The following is a 19,275-nucleotide window of genomic DNA, read 5'->3' as shown; positions in this document are numbered from 1 at the left end:
CTGCTGTGCGACAGCGGCTACATGGGCCAGCCCTTCGCGCAGGGAGTGCGGGAGATTCTGGGCGGGTATGTGACGGTACAGATTGCCAAGAGAAGCGAGTTACATACGTTCAAGGTGATGCCCAAACGATGGATTGTTGAGCGCAGCTTCGCATGGTTGGAAAAGAGCAGAAGGCTGTGGAAGAACTGCGAGCGGAAGCTGAATACCAGCTTGCAGTTCATCCACTTGGCTTTCCTGGCTCTATTGCTCCGGAGATCGTAAACAGGTTCTTAGAGCCTGTTTACGATCTTTCCGAGAGAGACCATTGTTCAATACATTGAATCCGCTACGCGGATGATGATTTAGGGCCGGTTCCGCCCGGCAAGCAGGGAGGAGATATTTGCTTGGCCAAATATCCCCTCCACCCCTAAAGGCCACCCTGCAAGCCTGGCCTGCGGCTTCCCGTCGGGCCCAGTCAGGCCCGAGGCGCGGCTGAACTCTCTACGTGCGAATCTCTGATTCGCTCAGTGATGGCGCGCTAACGTCGCGCTGCTCGAACAAGCCGCCGCTTAAAACGCGCGTAGCGAAGTTTCTGCGTAGCTAAAACCTCGGGCCTGCCACCCGACGGCAGGCTTGAAGGGACCCAGGGGTACGTCGAATACGAGCTTGCCTACGTATCTACGCAACACAAAAAGATCGTAAACACGTTATTAGAAATTGGCCGGGGTGTTGGCGCTGATGATCTCGGCCTCGTCCGGCCCGATATTGCGGAATTTGTGCGGCAGGGTGCTGGGGAAGTAATAGCCGTCGCCGGCGGAGAGGATGCTGATGTGGCCGTCCACGGTCAGCTCCACGCTGCCGCGCACCACCACGCCGCATTCCTCGCCTTCCGGGTGGGTGATCATTTCCTTGCCGGTGTCCGCGCCCGGCGAATACAGTTCGCGCAGCATGCGCATCTGACGATTGGGATTGGACGCGCCGATCAGCAGCAGCTTCAGGCCGTCGCGGCCCAGGTCCGGCTGCTGTTCGCGGCGGAAGGTGTAAGGGTCGCTGGGCGGCGGTTCGCCAAAGGTCAGAAACTCGGTCAGCGTCATCGGGAAACCCTGGATCAGCTTCAATAGCGAACTGATGGACGGGCTGACCCGGTTCTGCTCTATCAGCGAGATGGTGGCGTTGGCCATGCCGGCCCGTTTCGCCAGCTCGCGCTGCGACAGCGAGAAGTGCTCGCGCACTTGTTTGACGCGTAATCCAATGTCCATGCCTATCACCTCGATGGCGTGCCGTTGCCGGCCTCTGCTCAGTATTTTCGACAAGTTTTCGAATAGCGCCACAGTATACTGATGCCGCTGCCGCGACGTCAGGCTGATTTGCGCTTTCCCATGGCGCGGCGGGCATTTTCATAAGGATGCGTCGCCTTGGCCCTACTTTGTGCGGGGTTGAATTTTGGCGATTCTGCCGCACACTAGCGGAGTCTTTCCCCTTTAAGAACCTATCGAGGACTCTCCACATGGCAACAGTGACTCTGCGCGGCAATCCGGTTGAAGTGGCCGGCGCGCTGCCGGCCAAGGGCCAGCAAGCCCCGGCCTTGACCCTGACCTCCGCCGACCTGGCCGAGACCAAGCTGGACAACTACGCCGGCAAGAACAAGGTGCTGAACATTTTCCCTAGCGTGGACACCCCGACCTGCGCGATGTCGGTGCGCAAGTTCAACGAACGCGCGGCCAAGCTGGCCGACACCGTGGTGCTGTGCATCTCCGCCGACCTGCCGTTCGCGCAGAAGCGCTTCTGCGGCGCCGAAGGCATCGACAATGTGGTGACCCTGTCCACCTTCCGCAATCCGCAGTTCGCCGCCGATTACGGCGTCAAGCTGGCCTCCGGCCCGCTGGCCGGCCTGACCGCCCGCGCGGTGGTGGTGCTGGACAAGGACAACAAGGTGCTGCACAGCGAGCTGGTGGCCGAGATTGGCGAGGAGCCGAACTACGACGCCGCGCTGGCGGTGCTCTAAGAACCTGTTGACGATCTGTTGCGCGTCGTGAGACGTGACACGGTGAGTACCGCTTCGAAATGCCCATGTACCGTGTGTACACTCCGCTTTCTCAGCCGCAACGCCTTGTCTCGCTCTAGCTCGCGAGATCGTAAACAGGCTCTAAGCCGTCAGCCTTGCACACGACGACCGCCGGGGAAACCCGGCGGTTTTTTTGTGGCCATGCCCGATACTCAGCGTGAGCGAACCACTTGATTGCGGCCGGCCTGTTTCGCCTGGTACAAGGCCTGATCCGCCGATTGCTGGGCCTGGCCGAAGTCCTGCTGCTGGCAGCGCCACAGATGGATGCCGGCGGAAAAGCTGCAGCGCGCCTCGGGGTGCTGCGTCAGCGGCTGCAACTGGCTGAACTGTCGCCGCAGCCGATCTATGATTCTCTCGCCGCTGCTGATGCCTATATTCGGCAGCACCAGGCAGAATTCCTCCCCGCCATAGCGGATCAACAGGTCTTGATCGCGGATGTGGCCGCGCAGTTCTTGGCTCAAGGACTGCAGCACCTGGTCGCCGGCCAAGTGGCCATAGCGGTCGTTGACGGCCTTGAAGTGATCGATGTCCAGCATGATCACGCAGGCGATTTCCATCGACGGGTCGAGATGATCCAGCCAGTGCTGCAAGGCGCGCCGGTTGCCGGCCGAGGTCAGCGGGTCCAGGCTGGCGACATCCTGGAGCCGGCTGTTCTGCTTTTGCAGCACGATGTTGAGAAAACCCACGGAACCACACACCTGGGCTGCGGATGCCAGGGTCAAGGCCAGGGCATGCAGCGGCAGTTCCTGGTGCGGAATGAAGCCAAAGCCCAGGTATTGCTGGTAAATGCCATGGCCGTCCCGCCAGCCGTACACCATGGCGCCGAGCAGGAACAATAAGGCGGTCAGGCTATAGCGGTTATTGCAGATGCGCTGTTCCGCCGTCATGAACAGCCAACTGGCGCACAGATAAAGCAAGGGAATTTCCAACGCGTCCAATAGGGTGCTGAGCAGCGGATTGGGCACCCATTTGTCGATGGCCGAGTAAACGCCCACCGCCAGCCATAGCCAGCGCGGCGGGCGCAAACCGATCAAGCGGGCGATGATGGTCAGTTGCAAGCTGATGCCGGCATTGCTGAAACCGCTGCCCACCGCCAGGAGCCAGTCGCGCTGGGTGGATATCTCGCCTTCCAGCAGCATGCCGGCGGATAGTAATAAGGAAGCTTGCAGCCAGCGTTTTCTTGGCAGTAATAATTCCGCGCGCACCGAGTGCTGCCAAGTGATCACGCCGATGCAGGCCACAATGAGGGAAGCGACGATCAGCGACACACATGGAACCGGAAACGGGAGAGGACTATCACAGCATAGCCAAAGCCCGGTACCGGTCAAGCCAGCGCGGTTTTGGCCATGTGTTCGTTCCGGTTTGGGCGGCGGCGCTTTAACTGGTGGCCGGCATTATCGTCCCTTCCACGCCATCCGTTTCCGATGCTTGCCTGAGTTGCAGATGGCGCAGGCTGCCGTATAGCTCGAGCAGGCGCGCATACTCGTCCGCGTCGTAGAAACGGCAGTTGCCGCGGCCGAACGCCTTGGCCACCTCCAGCGCAAACTTCACCGCCAGCGCGATATCGGTTTCATGGCTGGCGCCGGTGCAGCAGCCCGGCACCACGGTTTCGGCGCAGATGGCGACGCCGACGACCGGCGCGCTTGTCGCGGTGGCCGGCTGCAAAATGCTGTTCAAATGGTAGACCCCGTTGCCGTAAGGCGTGATGTCCTGGGTGGTGATGGGGAAGGCGACCGCCGCGCGGCCGCTGCTCTGTTCCATGATGCGCAGCAGGTCTTCCGCCACGCGCAGGATGTAACCCTCCTTGACGGTGGGCGAAATCGCATAGCCCTTGTGGTTGAGAATGCGGTTGCCCTTGCTGGTGTCGATCGACAGCACGGCGTCCGCTTCCGCCGGCACTTCGTGGCGGTTCATCGTCGCGTCGTCCACTGGCGCATCCATGAAATCCGCCGGCTGGCGCGGCAGGATGGGGGCGTCGGGGCAGATGTGAGTGGTGACGATCACGTCGCCGGGCAAAGCGTCGCCGTTGCGTTGCATCCGGGCCAGTTTCAACGCGCAGGCGACGGCGGCGATGGCGCCGTCGGCATCGGAAACCAGGCCGATGCGGTCGGGACGGGCGCCGATGCCGCCCAGGCGGCCGATGATGGCCAGCGTCGGCGCGGCGCCGCCGGCGCTCTTGCCGTTGGCGCCGGGGATGTCGATGCGGACAAAGTCGGTGCCGCCCTTGACGCCCTGAACGCGGCGGCTGACGGCACGGATGCCGGGATCGGCGGCGAATAGTTCGACGATGTCCGCGCCGCTCACCTTGGCGCTATCCATCAGTTCGAATACCTGCAGGGTTTGTTGCAAGCTCATGGCGTGTGTCCTTAACGTTTGCCGGGCGTGGCGGCGACGGAAGCGAAGAAGCTGGCGAGCGCGTCGCCGGCGATAAAGCCGGCGGCGATCACCTCCATCGGTGGGCGGCTGGCGGCGCCCCAGCGGCGGCTGATATAGATGCGCAAAGCGATGCCGAGCAGCAGCGCCCAGCCGGCGCCGGCGTTGTTGATCAGCAGGCCGGTGGCGAGCAGCACGCCGAGCTGGCGTCCGGGCCCGCCGACTAGCTGGATGATGGCGCCGGGAAGGGCCCATAGCCCCAGGGTGTAGGCCAGGTTGGCCTGGCTGCCGGCGGCTATGGTCTTGGCGAACACCCGCGCCGCCGGCGGCAGCAGATCCTGGGCAAAGTAGCTGGCATGGACCAGCCACACCACCGGAATGGCGACGAGGAAGGCGCCGATGGCGGCGAACATCTGAATGCGCCGCCCATGCAGCTCCGCCGCCAGGTCCCGGCCGTGGCCGCGCAGGATGAAGCCGGTTTTCAGATCGAAGCCCATGTCGGCGAAGGCCGGTCCGGTGGCGGCGGTGAAGCCGGTGAGCAGGCAGAGCGCCAGCGGAGGAAAGCCGAGCAGGATGCCGACGATCAAGGTGATCAGCGCCACGGCGAAGGCCGGAAACCAGCCGGAGTGCATGGCGGCGATGCCCACGATCAACTCATGGGCGAAGGCGGCGAACGCGGCGTAGAGCACGAACAGCAGCAGCATGGGCAGCGTCATTTCGCTCCACAGGCCGCCGGCCAGCGCCAGCAGCATGGAGATCAGCAGATAGCCCGCCGCGCCCAGGCCCAAGGCGTGGCGCACTTCGCGGTCCGGGCGAGCGGCGCGGCCGCCGTCGGGCTGCTTGGCGCGGATCACGCGCGCCACTTGGAACAGGGCGACCAGGCCGGCGCCCACCATCACGCCGTGCGGAACATAGCGGGCGTTGAGGTCGATGCCGGCGACCGGCTCGGCGTAAGCGCGCAGCAGCAGGCCCAGGCCCAGCATGCTCAGCGCCCAGATATTGCCGATGAAGGCGGTGCCAAAGGCCGCCATCGGGATTTTGAGCATGGCGCCAGCGATGCCGGCGGCAATGCCGGCCAACAGCAGGCGGGCGTTGCGGCCGCCCTGGTCGCCGGCCTGGATCGCTTCCGCGGTGGCCACGCCTATCGGCCAGGCGTTGCCGGCCGGAAAGACCCGGGTGTCGAACAGGCGGTAGAGCAGGTAGCCATCCAGCAGCATGGCCGCGGCCACGCCGCAGAACATCGGCAGGATCAGCTCGGGCATGCCCATGGCCCAGGGCACGGCGATGGGCATCAGCAGGCTGTTGGCGGCGCCGAAGGTGGCGGAGGAAATCACGGTCTGCGCCAGGTTCTGGGTGTGGATGGAGCGGTAGTGGCGGAATGCGGCCCAGGGCAGCCTGGACAGCAGCATCGCCAGCAGCGCGCCGATGATGGAAGTGCTCGGGGTGATGCCCAGGGTGCACAGCAGCTGGATGCCGATGATGGCGCCGGCGATGGACAGCGCGATCAGCATCGCCAGAGTGGGGATGTGCTTGAGCGGATTGTCGTTCTGCATGGCGTGACCCCCTGATGGACTGGCGGCGCGGCGGGCTGGAGAAAATTAACTTGCAAACTAATTGGGCGGCGCCAGCGGTGTCAAGCGGCCTTGGTCGGCGGCAGCCGGCGGTAAAAAGATGGCGGCGCAAGATGCGCCGCCAGGCAACAGGCGGGGAAGCCCCGCCTCGCCGGATATTCGGATGGGCATGCCAATGGTTATCCGAGTGGGCTTGATGCCGGAAAGAGCCGGGAGCGCTTCTTAAAGAACCTGTTTACGATCTCGCGAGCTAGAGCGAGACAAGGCGAAAACAGCTGAGAAAGCGGAATGTACGTGTGGTACATGAGCATTTCGAAGCTGTTTTCAACGCCGTATCGCCGACGCGCAGCAGATCGTAAACAGGTTCTTAGTAGGGCTTATTGGGCAGGAACTTGCCGTCCAGGGTGATTACCGCGCGTTCGCCGCCGTCGGGGTCTTCCACTTTGCGGATGTCCAGCTTGAAATTGATGGCGCTGATGATGCCGTCGCCAAACTTCTCATGCACCAAGGCCTTCAGCGTGGTGCCATAGATCTGGATCATTTCATAGAAGCGGTAAATGGTGGGGTCGGTGGGAATGCCGCCGGGTATGCTGCCGCGCAGCGGAATGGCCTGCAGTTGCAGGGCGTCGGCCGCGTTCAGGCCCAGCCGTTCGCAGACCAGCTCCGCGGCGGGCTTGGGCAGCGCGTGTTGGCCCAGCACGGCGGCGGTGACATAGGCCAGGCTGAGGCCGGTGCCGGCGGCCAACTGCTCCCAGCTCAGGTCCTTCAAGGCCTTGGCGCCGAGGGCGCGGGCGGTCAGTTCGACGCGGAGGTCCTGGCTGATATTGGATTGTTGCATGGGATGGTCCTTTCTTGTGGTTTGCGGGAGGCGCCGCTTTCAGGCGGCGCGGGTCAGCGGGAAATCCGCCAGGGAAACGAAGCGCTGGCTGGCGTGGTCCAGCGCCAGGATGGCGCCGGTTTCGATGTCGTAGACCCAGCCGTGCAGGGTCAGCCGGCCCTGGCGCATCGCCAGCGCCACCGAGGGGTGGGTTTTGAGATTGGCCAGTTGGGCGATGACGTTTTCCCTGACCATGTCGTCCAGCCGCTGGCGGGCGTTGTCGTGCCGGCGCGCCGCGTTCACCACTTTGGCGGAGTCGGCGTGGCGTAGCCAGCCTGCCACCGCTGGCAGATGGTCCAGGCAGCAGCCATTGGCGATCGCCGTCATCGCGCCGCAGTCGGAATGGCCGCAGACCACGATGTCGGCGACGCCCAGCGCGGCCACCGCGTATTCCACCGAGGCGGTGACGCCGCCCGGCTCCGGCCCGTAGCAGGGAACGATGTTGCCGGCGTTGCGGATCACGAACAGCGCGCCGGGTTCTTGCTGGGTCAGCAGTTCCGGCACCACGCGGCTGTCCGAGCAGGTGATGAACAGCGCGCCGGGGGCCTGGCTGTCGGCCAATTGGCGGAACAGCGCCGAACGCTGGGGATAGGCTTCTTGTTGGAATTTCAGAAAACCGTCGATGAGGGCTTGCATGGCTTGCTCCTTGGCGGGGAAGGGATGCGCCAAGGATGAGGCTTTTTCTCTATAGGGTCCAAGACCGATATAAAATGATATCCATAATTATTTCCTATAGTTTGGGCGCATGATTCTCCGACATATCCGTTATCTGCAGGCCGTGGTCGAGCACGGCAATTTCACTCGGGCGGCCGAGGCGCTGCATGTGTCGCAACCAACGCTGTCGCAGCAGATCAAGCAATTGGAAGAGATGGTGGGCGCGCAGCTGCTGGACCGCGGCGGACGCACGGTGCGGCCCACCGATGCCGGCGCCGCCTATCTGGAATACGCGCGCCGCGCGCTGCGCGAACTGGAGGCGGCGCAGCGCGCCACCCGGGACGTCGGCGATCTGTCGCGCGGCAGCCTGCGGCTGGCGATGACGCCGACCTTCGCCAGTTATCTGCTGGGGCCGCTGGCGGCGCGGCTGCGCCGGCTCTACCCCGGCATCGAACTATGCGTGCGCGAGGCGACGCTGGACGCGATCGAGCTGGCCTTGCTGGCGGACGAGATCGACGTGGGAATCGCTTTCGATCAGGCGCGCTCGGTGGAGATAGACGCGCGCCCGCTATTCAGCGAAACCCTGGCCGTGGTGGTGGGCGGCCTCCACCCGTGGCGACAGCGGACGCAGGCGCTCGGCGCGGAGGCATTGGCGCAGACGCCGTGGGCGCTGTTGAGCGCGGATTTCGCCACCCGCGGTCATATCGATCGCTATTTCCAAGACTTGGGCCTGAAGCCGCGGATCGCGGCGCAAGCCAATAGCATAGGCGCGGTGTTGGAAATGGTCCGTCACGGTGATTGCGCCACCATCCTGCCGTGGGCGATCACGCGGCGGCATCCGGAATTGGGAGCGCTGGGATTGCAAACGCCGTTGCCGGCGCGCACCGCGGCGGTTCTGACGCGCAAGGGCGGGTATCGCAGCGCCGCCTTGCGAGCGCTTCTGCCAGTGCTGGATGCTTTGGGAGAGGAGATGGAAGCCGAGGGCGGCGCGAGACCGCCCGCGGCGGGAGCCGGCTGAGCGGCTCCCGGCAGGGGTTTAGGCTTGCTGGCCGGCCAGCTTGCCGCGCGGCGCGTTCTCGGCGGCTTCCATGTCGGCGACGGCGCGGGCGTCGTGCTCGGCGTCCAGGTAACGGGTGCGCCAACCGCTGTTGACGCCCCAGTAGTAGAAGGCCAGCGCTACCGCGGCCACCACCGCCATGTCCGGTCCGTAGGGCAAGAGGCCGATGCCGCCGAAGTCCTGGCTGCCGATATAAGACAGCAGCGCCATCGTCGGCAGGTAGAGCACCATCCACAGCGCGCCTTTCAGCTCGCGGCCGAACTCGGGCCAGCCGGCGCGGGCCTGGTACCAGAAATACACCGGCAGCGCGGCCACGATCAGGAAGATGATCTCGCCGGTCAGCGGCCAGCGCGCCCAGTACAGCACCAGCGAGGCGCAGACGAAGGCGAACGGCGCGACCACGCCGAGGCCGGCCAGGCGCAAGGGGCGCGGCAGATCGGCGGCGCAGCGGCGCAGCGCGGCGGCGCTGATCGGGCCGGTCAGATAGGAAATCACGGTGGCTACCGAGATCACCGCCGCCAGCGTGCCCCAGCCGCGGAAGAAGAACAGGAAGACAAAGGATACCGCCAGGTTGAACCACATCGCCGGGCGCGGGATGTGGTAGAGCGGGTGGATGCGACCGAAGATCTCCGGCATGGTGCCGTTGCGCTGCATGCCGTAGATCATGCGTGAGGTGGTGGCCATATAGGTGGCGCCGGTGCCGCTGGGGCTGACGAAGGCGTCGAAGTACAGCAGCAGCATCAGCCAGTTCAGGCCCAGCGCCATCGCCAGCTGGGCGAAGGGCGAGCTGAAGTTCAGGCCTTGCCAGCCGTGGGCCAGGTCCGCCGGCGACAGCGCGCCGATGAAGGCCACTTGCAGCGCCACATAGATCACCGCCGCCAGCAGGATGGAGCCGACCACGCCGAAGGGCACGCTCTTGCCCGGATTGCGGGCCTCGCCGGCCAGGTTGATCGGGCTTTGGAAGCCGTTGAAGCTGAACACGATGCCGCTGGTGGCCACCGCGGTCATCACGCTGGCCCAGCCAAACGGCGCGAAGCCGCCCGGCGTGGCGCCGCCCAGATTGCCGGGGTGGAAGCCGCTGTAGATCAGCGCGCCCACGGTCAGCGCCGGCACGATCACCTTGAAGATGGTGATGGCGCTATTGGCCTTGGCGAACAGCTTGACGCCCCAGTAGTTGAGCATGAAGTAGACGATGACCAGCAGCGCGGCCAGCATCAGGCCGGGCGGGGTCAGTTCGCCCTGGGAATACAAATGCTGCGCCCAGGCATAGGGCCAGGAGCTCATGTATTGCACCGAGGCTTCGGCTTCGATCGGGATCACCGAGACGATGGCGATCCAGTTGGCCCAGCCGGCGATGAAGCCGAGCAAGGAGCCGTGGGAGTAGCGGGCGTAGCGCACCATGCCGCCGCTTTCCGGGAACATGGCGCCCAGTTCCGCGTAGCTGAGGGCGATGGAAAGAATGATCACCATGCCGACTATCCAGGCGACGATGGCGGCCGGGCCGGCGATCTGGGCGGCATGGGCGGCGCCGAACAGCCAGCCGGAGCCGATGATGGAGCCCAGGCCGGTCAGCATCAGGGCGATGGGGCCGATATGGCGCGAGTGTTGCTGTGTCAAAGGTATCTCCTGTCAAAGAGCCCGCTCGCGATCTCGCGCGCAAACGCGCGGCAAGGCGAAGACGGGTTCTAAAAACCCGACGGCCCGGTGGAGTCAGCGCCGGACACGGCGGGCAAGCGATGGAGACAAGTTCCGGCCACGACGCGCTCGCCCGGCCGTCCGGGGCGGAGGCATGGCATAGAGGATGACGGCGTGCTGGATGCGTCGGCGCGGAGAGCGCCGGCGAGCTTGTCCCGGGTGCCGGGTGGGCCCGGTCTGATGTGCTCTTTTATAAGAGGGGGCTAATCTACCTTTGCTTTTCATTACGGTATGTAACGAAATGTATTCTCGCTTATGACAGAAGATTGAAAATGGCGATGAAAAGGGCAAACCATTGCGCGCATGAGCGCATGGCAAGTCTTTGTCTGGAATAAATGCTCGAAATTTTCGCCTCCGGCAATTTTATGCCTAATTGCCGGCGGCGCGGCGCGTCAGGCCGGCTGCTGTTGCAGCCGCCAGCTCGGCGCAGGATCGGCCGCGGCGGGTTGCGGCGCATCGATGCGGAACCAGCTCAGGGTCTGGTTCAGATCCTGGGCCGCGTCGGCCAGGTGCTGCATCACCGGCGCGGCTTGCTGCATCTGCTGATCGATGGCGGCGGCGAGGTGGGCCACCTCGTGGCCATGCTGACGGATGTCGCCGCCGGCGCGGGCCTGGGCGGCGCTGTGTTCGCGGATATCGGCCATCAGCCGGTTCAGCCGGCCGAGGCCGGCGTCCACTTGCAATAGCGCCTGGTCCAGCGCCTGCTGCGAATCCAGCTTGTCGGCGCAGGCGTCGCCGGCCTGTTCCAGCGCGGCATGCAGCGAGCCGGTGGCGCCCTCCACCTTGCCCAGCGCGTCGAAGATGCTGCCGGTGGCGGCGCGGGTGCGCTCGGACAATTTGCGCACTTCGTCGGCCACCACGGCGAAGCCGCGGCCGCTTTCGCCGGCGCGGGCGGCTTCGATCGCGGCGTTGAGCGCCAGCAGATTGGTCTGCTCGGCCACATCGCGGATCAGGCCGCTGACGCCGGCGATATCGTCCAGGCTGTGCTTGAGCTGACGCATTTCCGCCTGGGCGTGCTCCATATTGCCGGCCAGCGCCTGCATCGCCTCGGCGTTGCGCTGGCCCAGTTCGCGCGCGCTCTCGGTGTCCGCCGCCGCCTGGCGGGTGTGGACGTCGGCCTGTTGCAGATGGCCGGCCACGCTCTGGGCGCTGTCGGCCACCGCGTGGGCGGCTTCATTGCTGAGCTTGGCCTTGGCGCTTTGCAGGCGGCTGGCGTCGGCTACTTGCAGGGTCAGCAACTGCAGGCGCTGGCAATCGCCGCCGCTGCGGCGGGCATCGCCCTCCACGCGCCGCAGCAGTTCGCTCAGCTTGTCCAGGAACAGGTTCAGGCGGCTGGCGGTGGCGGCCAGCTCGTCGCGGCCCTGGGCCGGCAGCCGCATCGCCAGATTGCCTTCCCCCAGCGCGTCGGCGGCGGCGGCCATCGCTTGCAGCTGTCGTTTCAGCCGGCGCGCCAGCGCCAGCTGCATCGCCACCACCACCAGGCTGGCCAGGCCCAGCGGTCCCAGCGTCAGCCAGGCCAGCCGGCCCAGCGTGTCCCGCAGTTGCGCGCTCTCCTGGCGCAGCCGCTGCTGCTCCTGCCGCTGCAGGCGATCCAGCTGCGCCGCCAGCGGCTGCAGGTGCTGCTGCCAGGCTTGTTCCGGGATGGCCAGCGCGTCTTGCGGCGCGGTTTCGGCTATGGTCAGCGCGCTGTTCAGATTGCGCTGGTAAGCGCTCCACAGCGGGGTGACCGATAGTCGGAAGGCTTGCGCCTCGGCGGCCGGCAGGCCGGCGGCGATGTCCTGGCTCAGCTGTGCCACGGTCTGGCTGGTCTGCCGCAGCAACGCCGGGCTGTCCGGCAGCAGCGGGTCCAGCCGCGATAGCTGCAGCACGCTGGCTTTCAGCTGGTATAGATTGGCGCTCAGTTGCTGGCGCGCGCTATGGCGTTCCACCGCCTGGGTCAGGTCCAGCAGTTGCTGCCCGGTGAGGACCAGGGCCAACGCCAGGCTGGCGAGGGTGAAGAGTATGGTCAGCCACAGACGTTTGGCCAAAGTCATGATGATGTCGTGCGTGTGTGATGCGGGAGAGCCGCAGTCTAGGCGCGCCTAATGACGAAAGAATGACATGAATATGAATTGTCCTGTCATGAAGCATTGCCGCGCGACCATTCTCTGCCGACGCCCGGCGGCGATGCGGCTAAAATAGCCGGGTTTGTCATTTTTCTTGGTTGTTGCCTTATGACTTTGCTATCCCCGGACCAGTTGGAACAAGACTTGTGGGCGTCCACGGAGCTGCTGCGCGAGCAGGTGGATCTCTACGACTACAAGAATCATGTGTTCGGCCTGTTTGTGCTCAAGCGCTGCCACGATGTGTTCGTGGAGCGGGTGCAGGCATTGGTGGCGGCCGAGGGCATGAGCCGCAAGCGCGCCGACGGCGTGGTGCAGGAACAATACGGAATCTATCCGCAGACGGCGCGCTGGCCCGGCCTGCAGGAGCGCAAGAAGGGCATAGGCGAGGCGCTGGACAAGGCGGTGGTAGCGCTGGAGGAACACCGGCCGGCGCTGGCCGGCGTGCTCAGCGTGGTGCAATACCAGGGACACAAGCGCTTGAGCGACGAGGTGCTGCATCCGCTGATGAACCATATCGGCGCCTTGAAGCTGGGCAATGCCGACCTGGAAGACCCGTCCCGCTTGGGCGAGGTCTGCGAGGGGCTGGTGCGCCGCTACGCGGTGGAGTCCGGCAAGCGCGGCGGCGCGTTTTCCACGCCGGCGCCGGTGAGCCGGCTGCTGCTGGAATTGGTGGAGCTGCAAGCGGGACACAGCCTGTACGATCCCAGCTGCGGCGCGGCCGGCACGCTGTTCGACGCATGGCGGATGATGGCCGGCCGGCCCGGCGGAAAACGGGCGGACGGTAGGGTGGACCTGGATATCTTCGGCCAGGAAAAACTGCCGGCCACCTGGGCCATGGCCAAGCTGTGCGCGTATTTCCACGGCGTGGAAATGAAGCTGGAACTGGGCGACACCCTGGTGGCGCCCGGGCATTTGTCGCCGGAGGGCCTGCTGCCGCGTTTCGACCGCGCCGTGGCGCAACTGCCGTTCACGGTGAAGAACTGGTGGACGCCGCTAGAGGCCGAGGTGGCGGAGGCTCCGCCGGCCGATGGCAAGAAGCGCCGCCGCAAACGCCCGGCCGAGCCCAATTACAAGAAGCTGGTCGACGAGCACAAGCGCTTCGGTTACGGCATTCCGCCGCGCAGCTTCGGCGATTACGCCTTTGTCCAGCATGTGCTGGCCACGCTGAAGGAGGATGGCCGCGCCGCGCTGGTGATGCCGCACGACGTGCTGTTCCGCGACGGCGACGAGGGCCGCATCCGCAATGCCCTGCTGTTCGGCAGCCACGGCCAGTCCGGCGACCGCATCGAGGCGGTGATAGGCCTGCCGCCGGCGCTGTTCTACGGCTCCGGCATGCCCACCTGCGTGGTGGTGTTGAACAAGAACAAGCCGGCGCCGCTGCGCAACAAGGTGATATTGATCGACGCCAGCAAGGCCTTCGCGCGCGGACGCGCGCAGAACGCGCTGCGGCCCGAGGATGTGGAGCACATTCTCCGCGCCTACCGCGCGGCGGTGGAGGATGAGCGGGAGGAGCCGGATTATCTGCGGGTGGTGGGCTTGCGCGAGGTCAAACAGGGGCATCGCGGCAATCTTAATCTGCAGCGTTATTTCGCTCCGGACGAAACCGCCGAGGTGGTGGATGCCGAGGCGCTGGCCACCGAGCTGACCGGCTTGCAGGAACAGGAGCAGGCGCTGGACCTGCGCCTGGCCGCGTTCTTGACCGAGCAGGGCTGGCAAGTGGAGGCGGGCGAGCTGGAAGGCTGCCTGAGCCTGGCCGAGGAGAAGCTGGAACTGCTGTCCAGCCAGTACGCGGCCAGCCGCAAGCTGCGGCCTAGCCGGATCCAGGCCTTGCTCAACCGCGGCTATGGCACGCGGCGCATGGGCAAATGGAGCCCGCACCAGTCGTTCAAGCCCAGCCCGCTGGGCGTGATTCCCGGCAATTGGGAGCTGCGCAAACTCGGCGAGCTGGCGACGCCGCTGGCGGAGACGGCATCGGGCGAGTTGTGCCAGCCCGTCGCCGACGGCTGGCGCCAGGCCGGCAGCGGCCAGGGGCTGAGCGTGCCGCCGCAGGCTTTCGCCTTTGATCCGGCGCGTTTGTACCAGGGTGGGCTGGCGCGCAACGAGAAGGAGCTGGCCTTGCTCGCCGCCGATGGTCAACAAGGCTTTGTGCTGGACGAGACACTGTTGTTGCCGGCCTTCTTCGATTGCTATCGTCAATCCGAATGGTGGCGTTTCTGCCTGGAGCGCCTGGGCGCGGCGGTGGAGGAGGCGTGTCTGGATTTCTCCGCGCTGGCCGAGGCCTGGGTGCCGTTGCCGCCGCTCAGCGAGCAGCGCAAGCTGGTGACCGAGTGGGAGAGCCAGGATCAGGCGCTGGCGCTGTTGCAGCGCCGGCTGCTGGACTGGCAGGCGCATTGCGAGACACTGCGCGCGCGGCTGCCGGAGCGGGAGTAAGCACCTGTTCACGATCCGCTGCGCGTCGTGAAACGTGACACGATGAGTACCGCGTCGAAATGCCCATGTACCGCGGGTACATTCCGCTTCCTCAGCTGTTTTCGCCTTGTCTCGCTCTAGCTCGAGACTTTGCACAGGCGCTCAGGGCAGCAGGTCCAGCAATTGCACATCGCTATTGTCCGGCCCCAGCACCAGGCTGCGTTCGGCCGGGCTGTATTGCAGCAGGCTGAGCGCGGCGTCGTCGGCGCCGTGCACCCGGCGCAGCATCTCGCTCGGCGTGAAGCCGGACAGCGCTCGGAAATCGCGCGCCATGTGCGCCTGGTCGAAGTAGCCGCAGTCCTGCGCCAGCGCCGCCAGCTTGCCGCCGGCCTGCGGCCGGCAAATCAGTAGCCCCAGCATATTGACGAAGCGCAGCAGGCGGCGAGCGTCGCGCAGCGGCAGGCCGTAGCTGGCCAGGAAGCGGCGCTCGAACTGGCGCAGGCTCAGGCCGCAGTCGGCGGCCAGCGTGGCGGCGTCCTGCTGGAACAGGCGCGCCACCGGCAGCCGCAGCGCGCGCGGCTGGCGCAATTCCCGCTCCGCCGCCAGCTTGAGCAGCCAGCGGCCGAAGACATCGGCCAAGTCCTGCGGCTGGGCGCAGGCTTGCAGGCTGTCGCACAGCTTGGCCTCCTCATCCCCGCCTATCAATTCTTCCAGTGGCCAGACCTGATCACTCAAGCGCCAACAGTCCAGCGGCAGCAGCCGCGGCAGTTGTCCCACCCGCAGCAGCGCGCTGATGAAGCGAGTGCCCGGCGCGACGCGCAGGGTGATCGGCCGGGTGATGGGGCCGCTGACGAAGGCGCGCGGCGAAGTGGCCACCATCAGGCCGTCGATCACGGTCTGACTGCGGCCGGCCAGCAGCACGCCGATATGCGGCCACGGCGTGGCCGGCAGTTGGATTTCGCCTGCGCTGTCCAGCTGCAGGTGCAGATAGCGCAGCAAGGGGGCCAGCGCCGGCGGAGGAGGCAAGAGCAAGCGGTTCATCATGTTCGTCATGATAAAGACATGGCGGACGACTGAACATTCCGCGTGCGCTGCGCGCGGGACTACTTCTGCCAGTAGGTCTTGACGTTGACGAACTCGTACAAGCCGAACTCGGACAGCTCGCGGCCATAGCCCGAGGATTTGACGCCGCCGAAAGGCAGGCGCAGGTCCGAGCTGGTGTGGCGATTGATGAACACGCTGCCGGCCTCGATCTGGCGCGCCAGCGCCCAAGCGCGTTCCTTGTCCGCGCTGTAGATGCTGGCGCCCAGGCCGAACGGGGTGTCGTTGGCCAGGCGCAGCGCGTCGGCCTCGTCGCGCGCGCGCAAGATGCTGGCCACCGGGCCGAATACTTCCTCGTGGTAGACGCGGCAGTCCGGATTGACCCGGTCCAGCACCGTGGCCGGGTAGAAGAAGCCGGGCGTGACCGGCATCTGGCCGCCCAGGCGCAGCTCGGCGCCGTGGGCGGCGGCGTCCAGCACCTGGGCGTGCAAGGCCTCGCGCAGATCGGCGCGGGTCAGCGGCGACAAGGTGGTGGCCGGGTGGCGCGGATCGCCGGCGCGCAGCTTGGCGGCCTCGGCGCAGAAGGCGGCGATGAAGGCGTCGGCGATCTCCGGCACCAGAATCATGCGCTTGGCAGCGTTGCAGCTTTGGCCGGCGTCGCGGAAACGGGAGTTGGCGGCGTCCTGCGCGGCGGCGGCGATATCGGCGTCGGCCAGCACGATGAAGGGATTGCTACCGCCCAGTTCCAGCACGGTTTTCTTCAGATGGCGGCCGGCCAGCGCCGCGATGGCGCGCCCGGTCTGAGTGGAGCCGGTGAAGGCAACAGCGTCGCACTGGCGGATGGCTTCTTCCACCTGGTCATGGTCTATCCAGGCCACTTCCAGCGTCTCCAGGCCGGCGGCGCGCGCCAGTTCCAGCAGACGCTGAGTGGATTGCGGCACCGACGGCGCCGGTTTGACCAGGCAGGCATTGCCGGCCATCAGCGCCGGCACCGCGAAACGCAGCACCTGCCAGATCGGGTAGTTCCACGGCATCACCGCCAGCACCGTGCCCAGGGCTTCGAAGGCCACGCCGCTGCGGCTGGCCTGGGTGGGAATCTCCAGCGAGGCCAGCAGTTCCGGCGCCAGCTGCGCGTAATAGCGGATCAATTGCGCGGACTTATCGATCTCGGCCAGGCATTCCGCGGTGCGCTTGCCCACTTCCAGCGTGACCAGGCCGGCCAGTTCCTCGCGGTGGGCCTGCAATTGATCGGCGACGCGCAGCAATTGCGCGGCGCGCTCGGCCACGCTTTGCGCGCGCCAGCGGCGCTGGGCCGCGCGCAACTGCGCGAGCGCGACGGGCAATTGGGATTCCGGCCAGGCGGCGCGGGTGTAGACGACTTCTCCTGTGGCGGGGTTGCAGCTGGTAAAGGCGGTCATGACGTGCTGTATCGGTATTCGGGCAAAAGAGCAATGTAGCAAAAATCCCCGGCGGCTGGGATGGATAGGGTCAAATCCGCGGCGATTTGCTCGTTATATTTCTAATTTGAATAAATGGGCAAATTCATAGTTCTTTAGGTTTTATGTGACTTGCTTATAGACTGGATCGCAATCGCCAGGCAGTGGCGTGGACGGACGGCGAGATCAGAGGCAAGACATGATTGCGATAGAAAACTTATACAAACATTACCGCGTGGATGGACGCGAAGTGCTGGCCCTGGACGATGTCAGCCTGAAAGTGGCCAAGGGCGAGGTGTTCGGCATCATCGGCCGTTCCGGCGCCGGCAAGAGCACCCTGGTGCGCTGCCTGAACCTGCTGGAGCGGCCGGACCGCGGCGCGGTGCGCCTGGGCGATACCGAGCTGACCGCGCTGGACAGCCGGCAGCTGCAGCTGCGCCGCCAGCGCATCGGCATGGTGTTCCAGCATTTCAATCTGTTGAAGTCGCGCACCGTGGCCGCCAATGTGCGCTTCCCGCTGGAATTGGCCGGCGGCGTCAGCGCGGCCCAGATGGATGCCCGAGTGGAAGAACTGTTGGCGCTGGTGGGCCTGGCCGGCCACCGCGACAAATATCCGGCGCAATTGTCCGGCGGCCAGAAGCAGCGCGTAGGCATCGCCCGCGCGCTGGCCAATCATCCCGAACTGTTGCTGTGCGATGAGGCGACCTCGGCGCTGGACCCGGAAACCACGGATTCCATCCTGACCCTGCTGGCCGACATCAATCGCCAGCTGGGGCTGACCATTGTGCTGATCACCCATGAGATGCGGGTGATCCGCCAGCTGTGCGACCAGGTGGCGGTGCTGGATCACGGCCGCGTGGTGGAGCAGGGGCCGGTGCTGGAGGTCTTCCTGCATCCGCGTCATGAAGTGACCCGCGGCCTGCTGGCGGAAACCGGGCTGTATCAAGAGGAGGCGCGTCAGACCTGGCAGCAGCGCGTGGGCGCGCCGCTGATCAAGCTGACCTTCGTCGGCGCGCCCACCCTGCAGCCGGTGCTGGACGTGGTGGGCAAGCAGGCGGGCGCCCGCTTCAATCTGGTCAGCGGCACGCTGTCCGAGATCAAGGGCACGCCGTTCGGCCAATTGGTGGCCGGCGTGATCGAGTCGCAAGCTCCGCTGGAGAGCTTGCCGGAATTATTCGCCCGCCAGGGCGTGCGTTGCGAGGTGCTGTGATGGATGGTTTCGATTGGGCGCAATTATTGAGCATGGACTGGCCGGAGATAGGCCTGGCCACGCTGGACACCCTGACCATGCTGGGCGCGTCGCTATTGTTCACCGTGGTGTTCGGCCTGCCGCTGGGCGTGCTGCTGTACGTGACGTCACCGGGTCAGTTGCGGGCGCGGCCGCGTTTGTACGCGGTGCTGTCCTTTCTGATCAATGTGTTCCGCTCCCTGCCTTTCGTGATTCTGCTGATCGTGATGATCCCGCTGACGGTGAAGCTGGTGGGCACCTCGATAGGCGTGGCCGGCGCGATTCCGCCGCTGGTCGCCGGCGCCTCGCCCTTCTTCGCGCGGCTGGTGGAAAACGTGCTGCGCGAGGTGGACCGCGGCGTGATCGAGGCCAGCCAGTCCATGGGCGCCAGCCTGTGGCAGATTGTGCGCCATGTGTTGCTGCCGGAGGCCTTGCCCGGCCTGGTGGGCGCGGCGACGGTGACCACGGTGGCGCTGGTGTCTTATACCGCGATGTCCGGCGTCATCGGCGGCGGCGGGCTGGGCGACCTGGCGGTGCGCTACGGCTACCAGCGCTTCCAGACCGAGGTCATGGTGGTGACGGTGCTGTTGCTGCTGGTGCTGGTGCAAGTGATCCAGAGCTTTGGCGATCGGCTGGTGCTGCGCTGTCAACGCGGCTGAGAACCTGTTCACGATCTGCTGCGCGTCGGCGATACGGCATTGAAACTGTCTTCGAAATGCTCATGTACCGTGTGTACATTCCGCTTTCTCAGCCGCAACGCCTTGTCTCGCCTTAGCTCGCGAGAT

16 protein-coding genes and 1 pseudogene are annotated in these 19,275 nt (G+C 65.6%); 7 read left to right on the top strand and 10 right to left on the bottom strand.

What is annotated here, in order from left to right; genetic code table 11:
• Nucleotides 1–261 (top strand): transposase (locus tag LQT98_RS07580; RefSeq protein WP_231461750.1); only part of this gene is annotated, 261 nt, incomplete at its 5' end.
• Between the two features lie 428 nt (nucleotides 262–689).
• On the opposite strand, the gene LQT98_RS07575 is transcribed toward LQT98_RS07580, so the two are convergent.
• The gene (locus LQT98_RS07575; protein ID WP_048408694.1) at nucleotides 690–1,238 is read right to left on the bottom strand and encodes a cupin domain-containing protein; all 549 of its coding nucleotides are present in this window, start codon (nucleotides 1,236–1,238) and stop codon (nucleotides 690–692) included.
• Nucleotides 1,239–1,486: 248 nt separating this feature from the next.
• Between LQT98_RS07575 and tpx the strand changes: the two genes are divergently transcribed.
• Complete coding sequence (tpx, locus tag LQT98_RS07570; RefSeq protein WP_048408624.1) at nucleotides 1,487–1,984, top strand: thiol peroxidase; 498 nt, start codon at nucleotides 1,487–1,489, stop codon at nucleotides 1,982–1,984.
• Nucleotides 1,985–2,196: 212 nt separating this feature from the next.
• Here tpx and LQT98_RS07565 read toward each other — a convergent pair whose 3' ends face one another.
• The 5 genes from LQT98_RS07565 to LQT98_RS07545 all read right to left on the bottom strand — a co-directional run bounded on the left by LQT98_RS07565 (nucleotide 2,197) and on the right by LQT98_RS07545 (nucleotide 7,501).
• On the bottom strand, nucleotides 2,197–3,312 hold the full coding sequence (locus tag LQT98_RS07565) for a GGDEF domain-containing protein (RefSeq protein ID WP_231461749.1): 1,116 nt from the start codon (nucleotides 3,310–3,312) through the stop codon (nucleotides 2,197–2,199).
• Between the two features lie 109 nt (nucleotides 3,313–3,421).
• Nucleotides 3,422–4,399 (bottom strand): DUF1177 domain-containing protein, encoded by a 978-nt coding sequence (locus tag LQT98_RS07560; RefSeq protein WP_231461748.1) that lies wholly within the window; start codon nucleotides 4,397–4,399, stop codon nucleotides 3,422–3,424.
• Nucleotides 4,400–4,410: 11 nt separating this feature from the next.
• A complete protein-coding gene (locus tag LQT98_RS07555) occupies nucleotides 4,411–5,970 on the bottom strand; it encodes an OPT/YSL family transporter (RefSeq protein ID WP_231461747.1) in 1,560 nt (519 codons plus the stop codon).
• Nucleotides 5,971–6,355: 385 nt separating this feature from the next.
• Nucleotides 6,356–6,826, bottom strand: a complete 471-nt coding sequence (gene cynS, locus LQT98_RS07550) for a cyanase (RefSeq protein ID WP_231461746.1) — start codon at nucleotides 6,824–6,826, stop codon at nucleotides 6,356–6,358.
• Nucleotides 6,827–6,865: 39 nt separating this feature from the next.
• Nucleotides 6,866–7,501, bottom strand: coding sequence for a carbonic anhydrase (locus tag LQT98_RS07545; protein WP_048408696.1), 636 nt, complete (start codon nucleotides 7,499–7,501; stop codon nucleotides 6,866–6,868).
• A gap of 109 nt (nucleotides 7,502–7,610) precedes the next feature.
• On the opposite strand from LQT98_RS07545, the gene cynR reads away from it, so the two are divergent.
• Entirely contained in the window at nucleotides 7,611–8,537 is a 927-nt protein-coding gene (gene cynR, locus LQT98_RS07540; protein ID WP_231461745.1) for a transcriptional regulator CynR, read from the top strand.
• Nucleotides 8,538–8,555: 18 nt separating this feature from the next.
• On the opposite strand, the gene LQT98_RS07535 is transcribed toward cynR, so the two are convergent.
• A complete protein-coding gene (locus tag LQT98_RS07535; RefSeq protein ID WP_231461743.1) occupies nucleotides 8,556–10,193 on the bottom strand; it encodes an APC family permease in 1,638 nt (545 codons plus the stop codon).
• Between the two features lie 470 nt (nucleotides 10,194–10,663).
• Nucleotides 10,664–12,304 (bottom strand): methyl-accepting chemotaxis protein, encoded by a 1,641-nt coding sequence (locus LQT98_RS07530; RefSeq protein WP_231461741.1) that lies wholly within the window; start codon nucleotides 12,302–12,304, stop codon nucleotides 10,664–10,666.
• A 180-nt stretch (nucleotides 12,305–12,484) separates the two neighbouring features.
• Here LQT98_RS07530 and LQT98_RS07525 point away from each other — a divergent pair, with 180 nt between their 5' ends.
• A complete protein-coding gene (locus LQT98_RS07525; RefSeq protein ID WP_231461739.1) occupies nucleotides 12,485–14,806 on the top strand; it encodes a type I restriction-modification system subunit M in 2,322 nt (773 codons plus the stop codon).
• Between the two features lie 141 nt (nucleotides 14,807–14,947).
• Here LQT98_RS07525 and LQT98_RS07520 read toward each other — a convergent pair whose 3' ends face one another.
• Entirely contained in the window at nucleotides 14,948–15,838 is an 891-nt protein-coding gene (locus LQT98_RS07520; protein ID WP_231461738.1) for a helix-turn-helix domain-containing protein, read from the bottom strand.
• 50 nt (nucleotides 15,839–15,888) lie between these two features.
• Nucleotides 15,889–17,244 carry an aldehyde dehydrogenase family protein gene (locus LQT98_RS07515; protein WP_231461737.1) on the bottom strand — a complete coding sequence of 452 codons (1,356 nt, stop codon included), beginning with the start codon at nucleotides 17,242–17,244 and terminating at the stop codon, nucleotides 15,889–15,891.
• A gap of 217 nt (nucleotides 17,245–17,461) precedes the next feature.
• Between LQT98_RS07515 and LQT98_RS07510 the strand changes: the two are divergent.
• The 3 genes and pseudogenes from LQT98_RS07510 to LQT98_RS07505 form a co-directional block, all read left to right on the top strand.
• A pseudogene (locus tag LQT98_RS07510) lies at nucleotides 17,462–18,193 on the top strand (methionine ABC transporter ATP-binding protein); the annotation flags it as partial.
• Nucleotides 18,170–18,472: an NIL domain-containing protein gene (locus tag LQT98_RS24260; protein WP_456237131.1), complete on the top strand. Its 303-nt coding sequence runs from the start codon at nucleotides 18,170–18,172 to the stop codon at nucleotides 18,470–18,472. The pseudogene LQT98_RS07510 and the gene LQT98_RS24260, both read left to right, overlap by 24 nt.
• Entirely contained in the window at nucleotides 18,472–19,149 is a 678-nt protein-coding gene (locus LQT98_RS07505; protein WP_231461735.1) for a methionine ABC transporter permease, read from the top strand. The genes LQT98_RS24260 and LQT98_RS07505 overlap by 1 nt, the downstream gene beginning before the upstream one ends.
• Nucleotides 19,150–19,275 lie beyond the last annotated feature (126 nt).

It is taken from the genome of Chromobacterium aquaticum (assembly GCF_021129195.1).
In the GTDB taxonomy this organism is placed as follows: Bacteria; Pseudomonadota; Gammaproteobacteria; order Burkholderiales; family Chromobacteriaceae; genus Chromobacterium; species Chromobacterium aquaticum.
This window is presented reverse-complemented; position numbering and strand designations above follow the sequence as displayed.

Bases quoted from the DNA above. Each gene is read 5' to 3' on its own strand.
- LQT98_RS07530 (WP_231461741.1), bottom strand. From the start codon at position 12,304: ATGACTTTGGCCAAACGTCTGTGGCTGACCATACTCTTCACCCTCGCC.
- cynR (WP_231461745.1), top strand. From the start codon at position 7,611: ATGATTCTCCGACATATCCGTTATCTGCAGGCCGTGGTCGAGCACGGC.
- LQT98_RS07525 (WP_231461739.1), top strand. From the start codon at position 12,485: ATGACTTTGCTATCCCCGGACCAGTTGGAACAAGACTTGTGGGCGTCC.
- cynS (WP_231461746.1), bottom strand. From the start codon at position 6,826: ATGCAACAATCCAATATCAGCCAGGACCTCCGCGTCGAACTGACCGCC.
- LQT98_RS07515 (WP_231461737.1), bottom strand. From the start codon at position 17,244: ATGACCGCCTTTACCAGCTGCAACCCCGCCACAGGAGAAGTCGTCTAC.
- LQT98_RS07560 (WP_231461748.1), bottom strand. From the start codon at position 4,399: ATGAGCTTGCAACAAACCCTGCAGGTATTCGAACTGATGGATAGCGCC.
- LQT98_RS07575 (WP_048408694.1), bottom strand. From the start codon at position 1,238: ATGGACATTGGATTACGCGTCAAACAAGTGCGCGAGCACTTCTCGCTG.
- LQT98_RS07555 (WP_231461747.1), bottom strand. From the start codon at position 5,970: ATGCAGAACGACAATCCGCTCAAGCACATCCCCACTCTGGCGATGCTG.
- tpx (WP_048408624.1), top strand. From the start codon at position 1,487: ATGGCAACAGTGACTCTGCGCGGCAATCCGGTTGAAGTGGCCGGCGCG.
- LQT98_RS07520 (WP_231461738.1), bottom strand. From the start codon at position 15,838: ATGACGAACATGATGAACCGCTTGCTCTTGCCTCCTCCGCCGGCGCTG.
- LQT98_RS07545 (WP_048408696.1), bottom strand. From the start codon at position 7,501: ATGCAAGCCCTCATCGACGGTTTTCTGAAATTCCAACAAGAAGCCTAT.
- LQT98_RS07505 (WP_231461735.1), top strand. From the start codon at position 18,472: ATGGATGGTTTCGATTGGGCGCAATTATTGAGCATGGACTGGCCGGAG.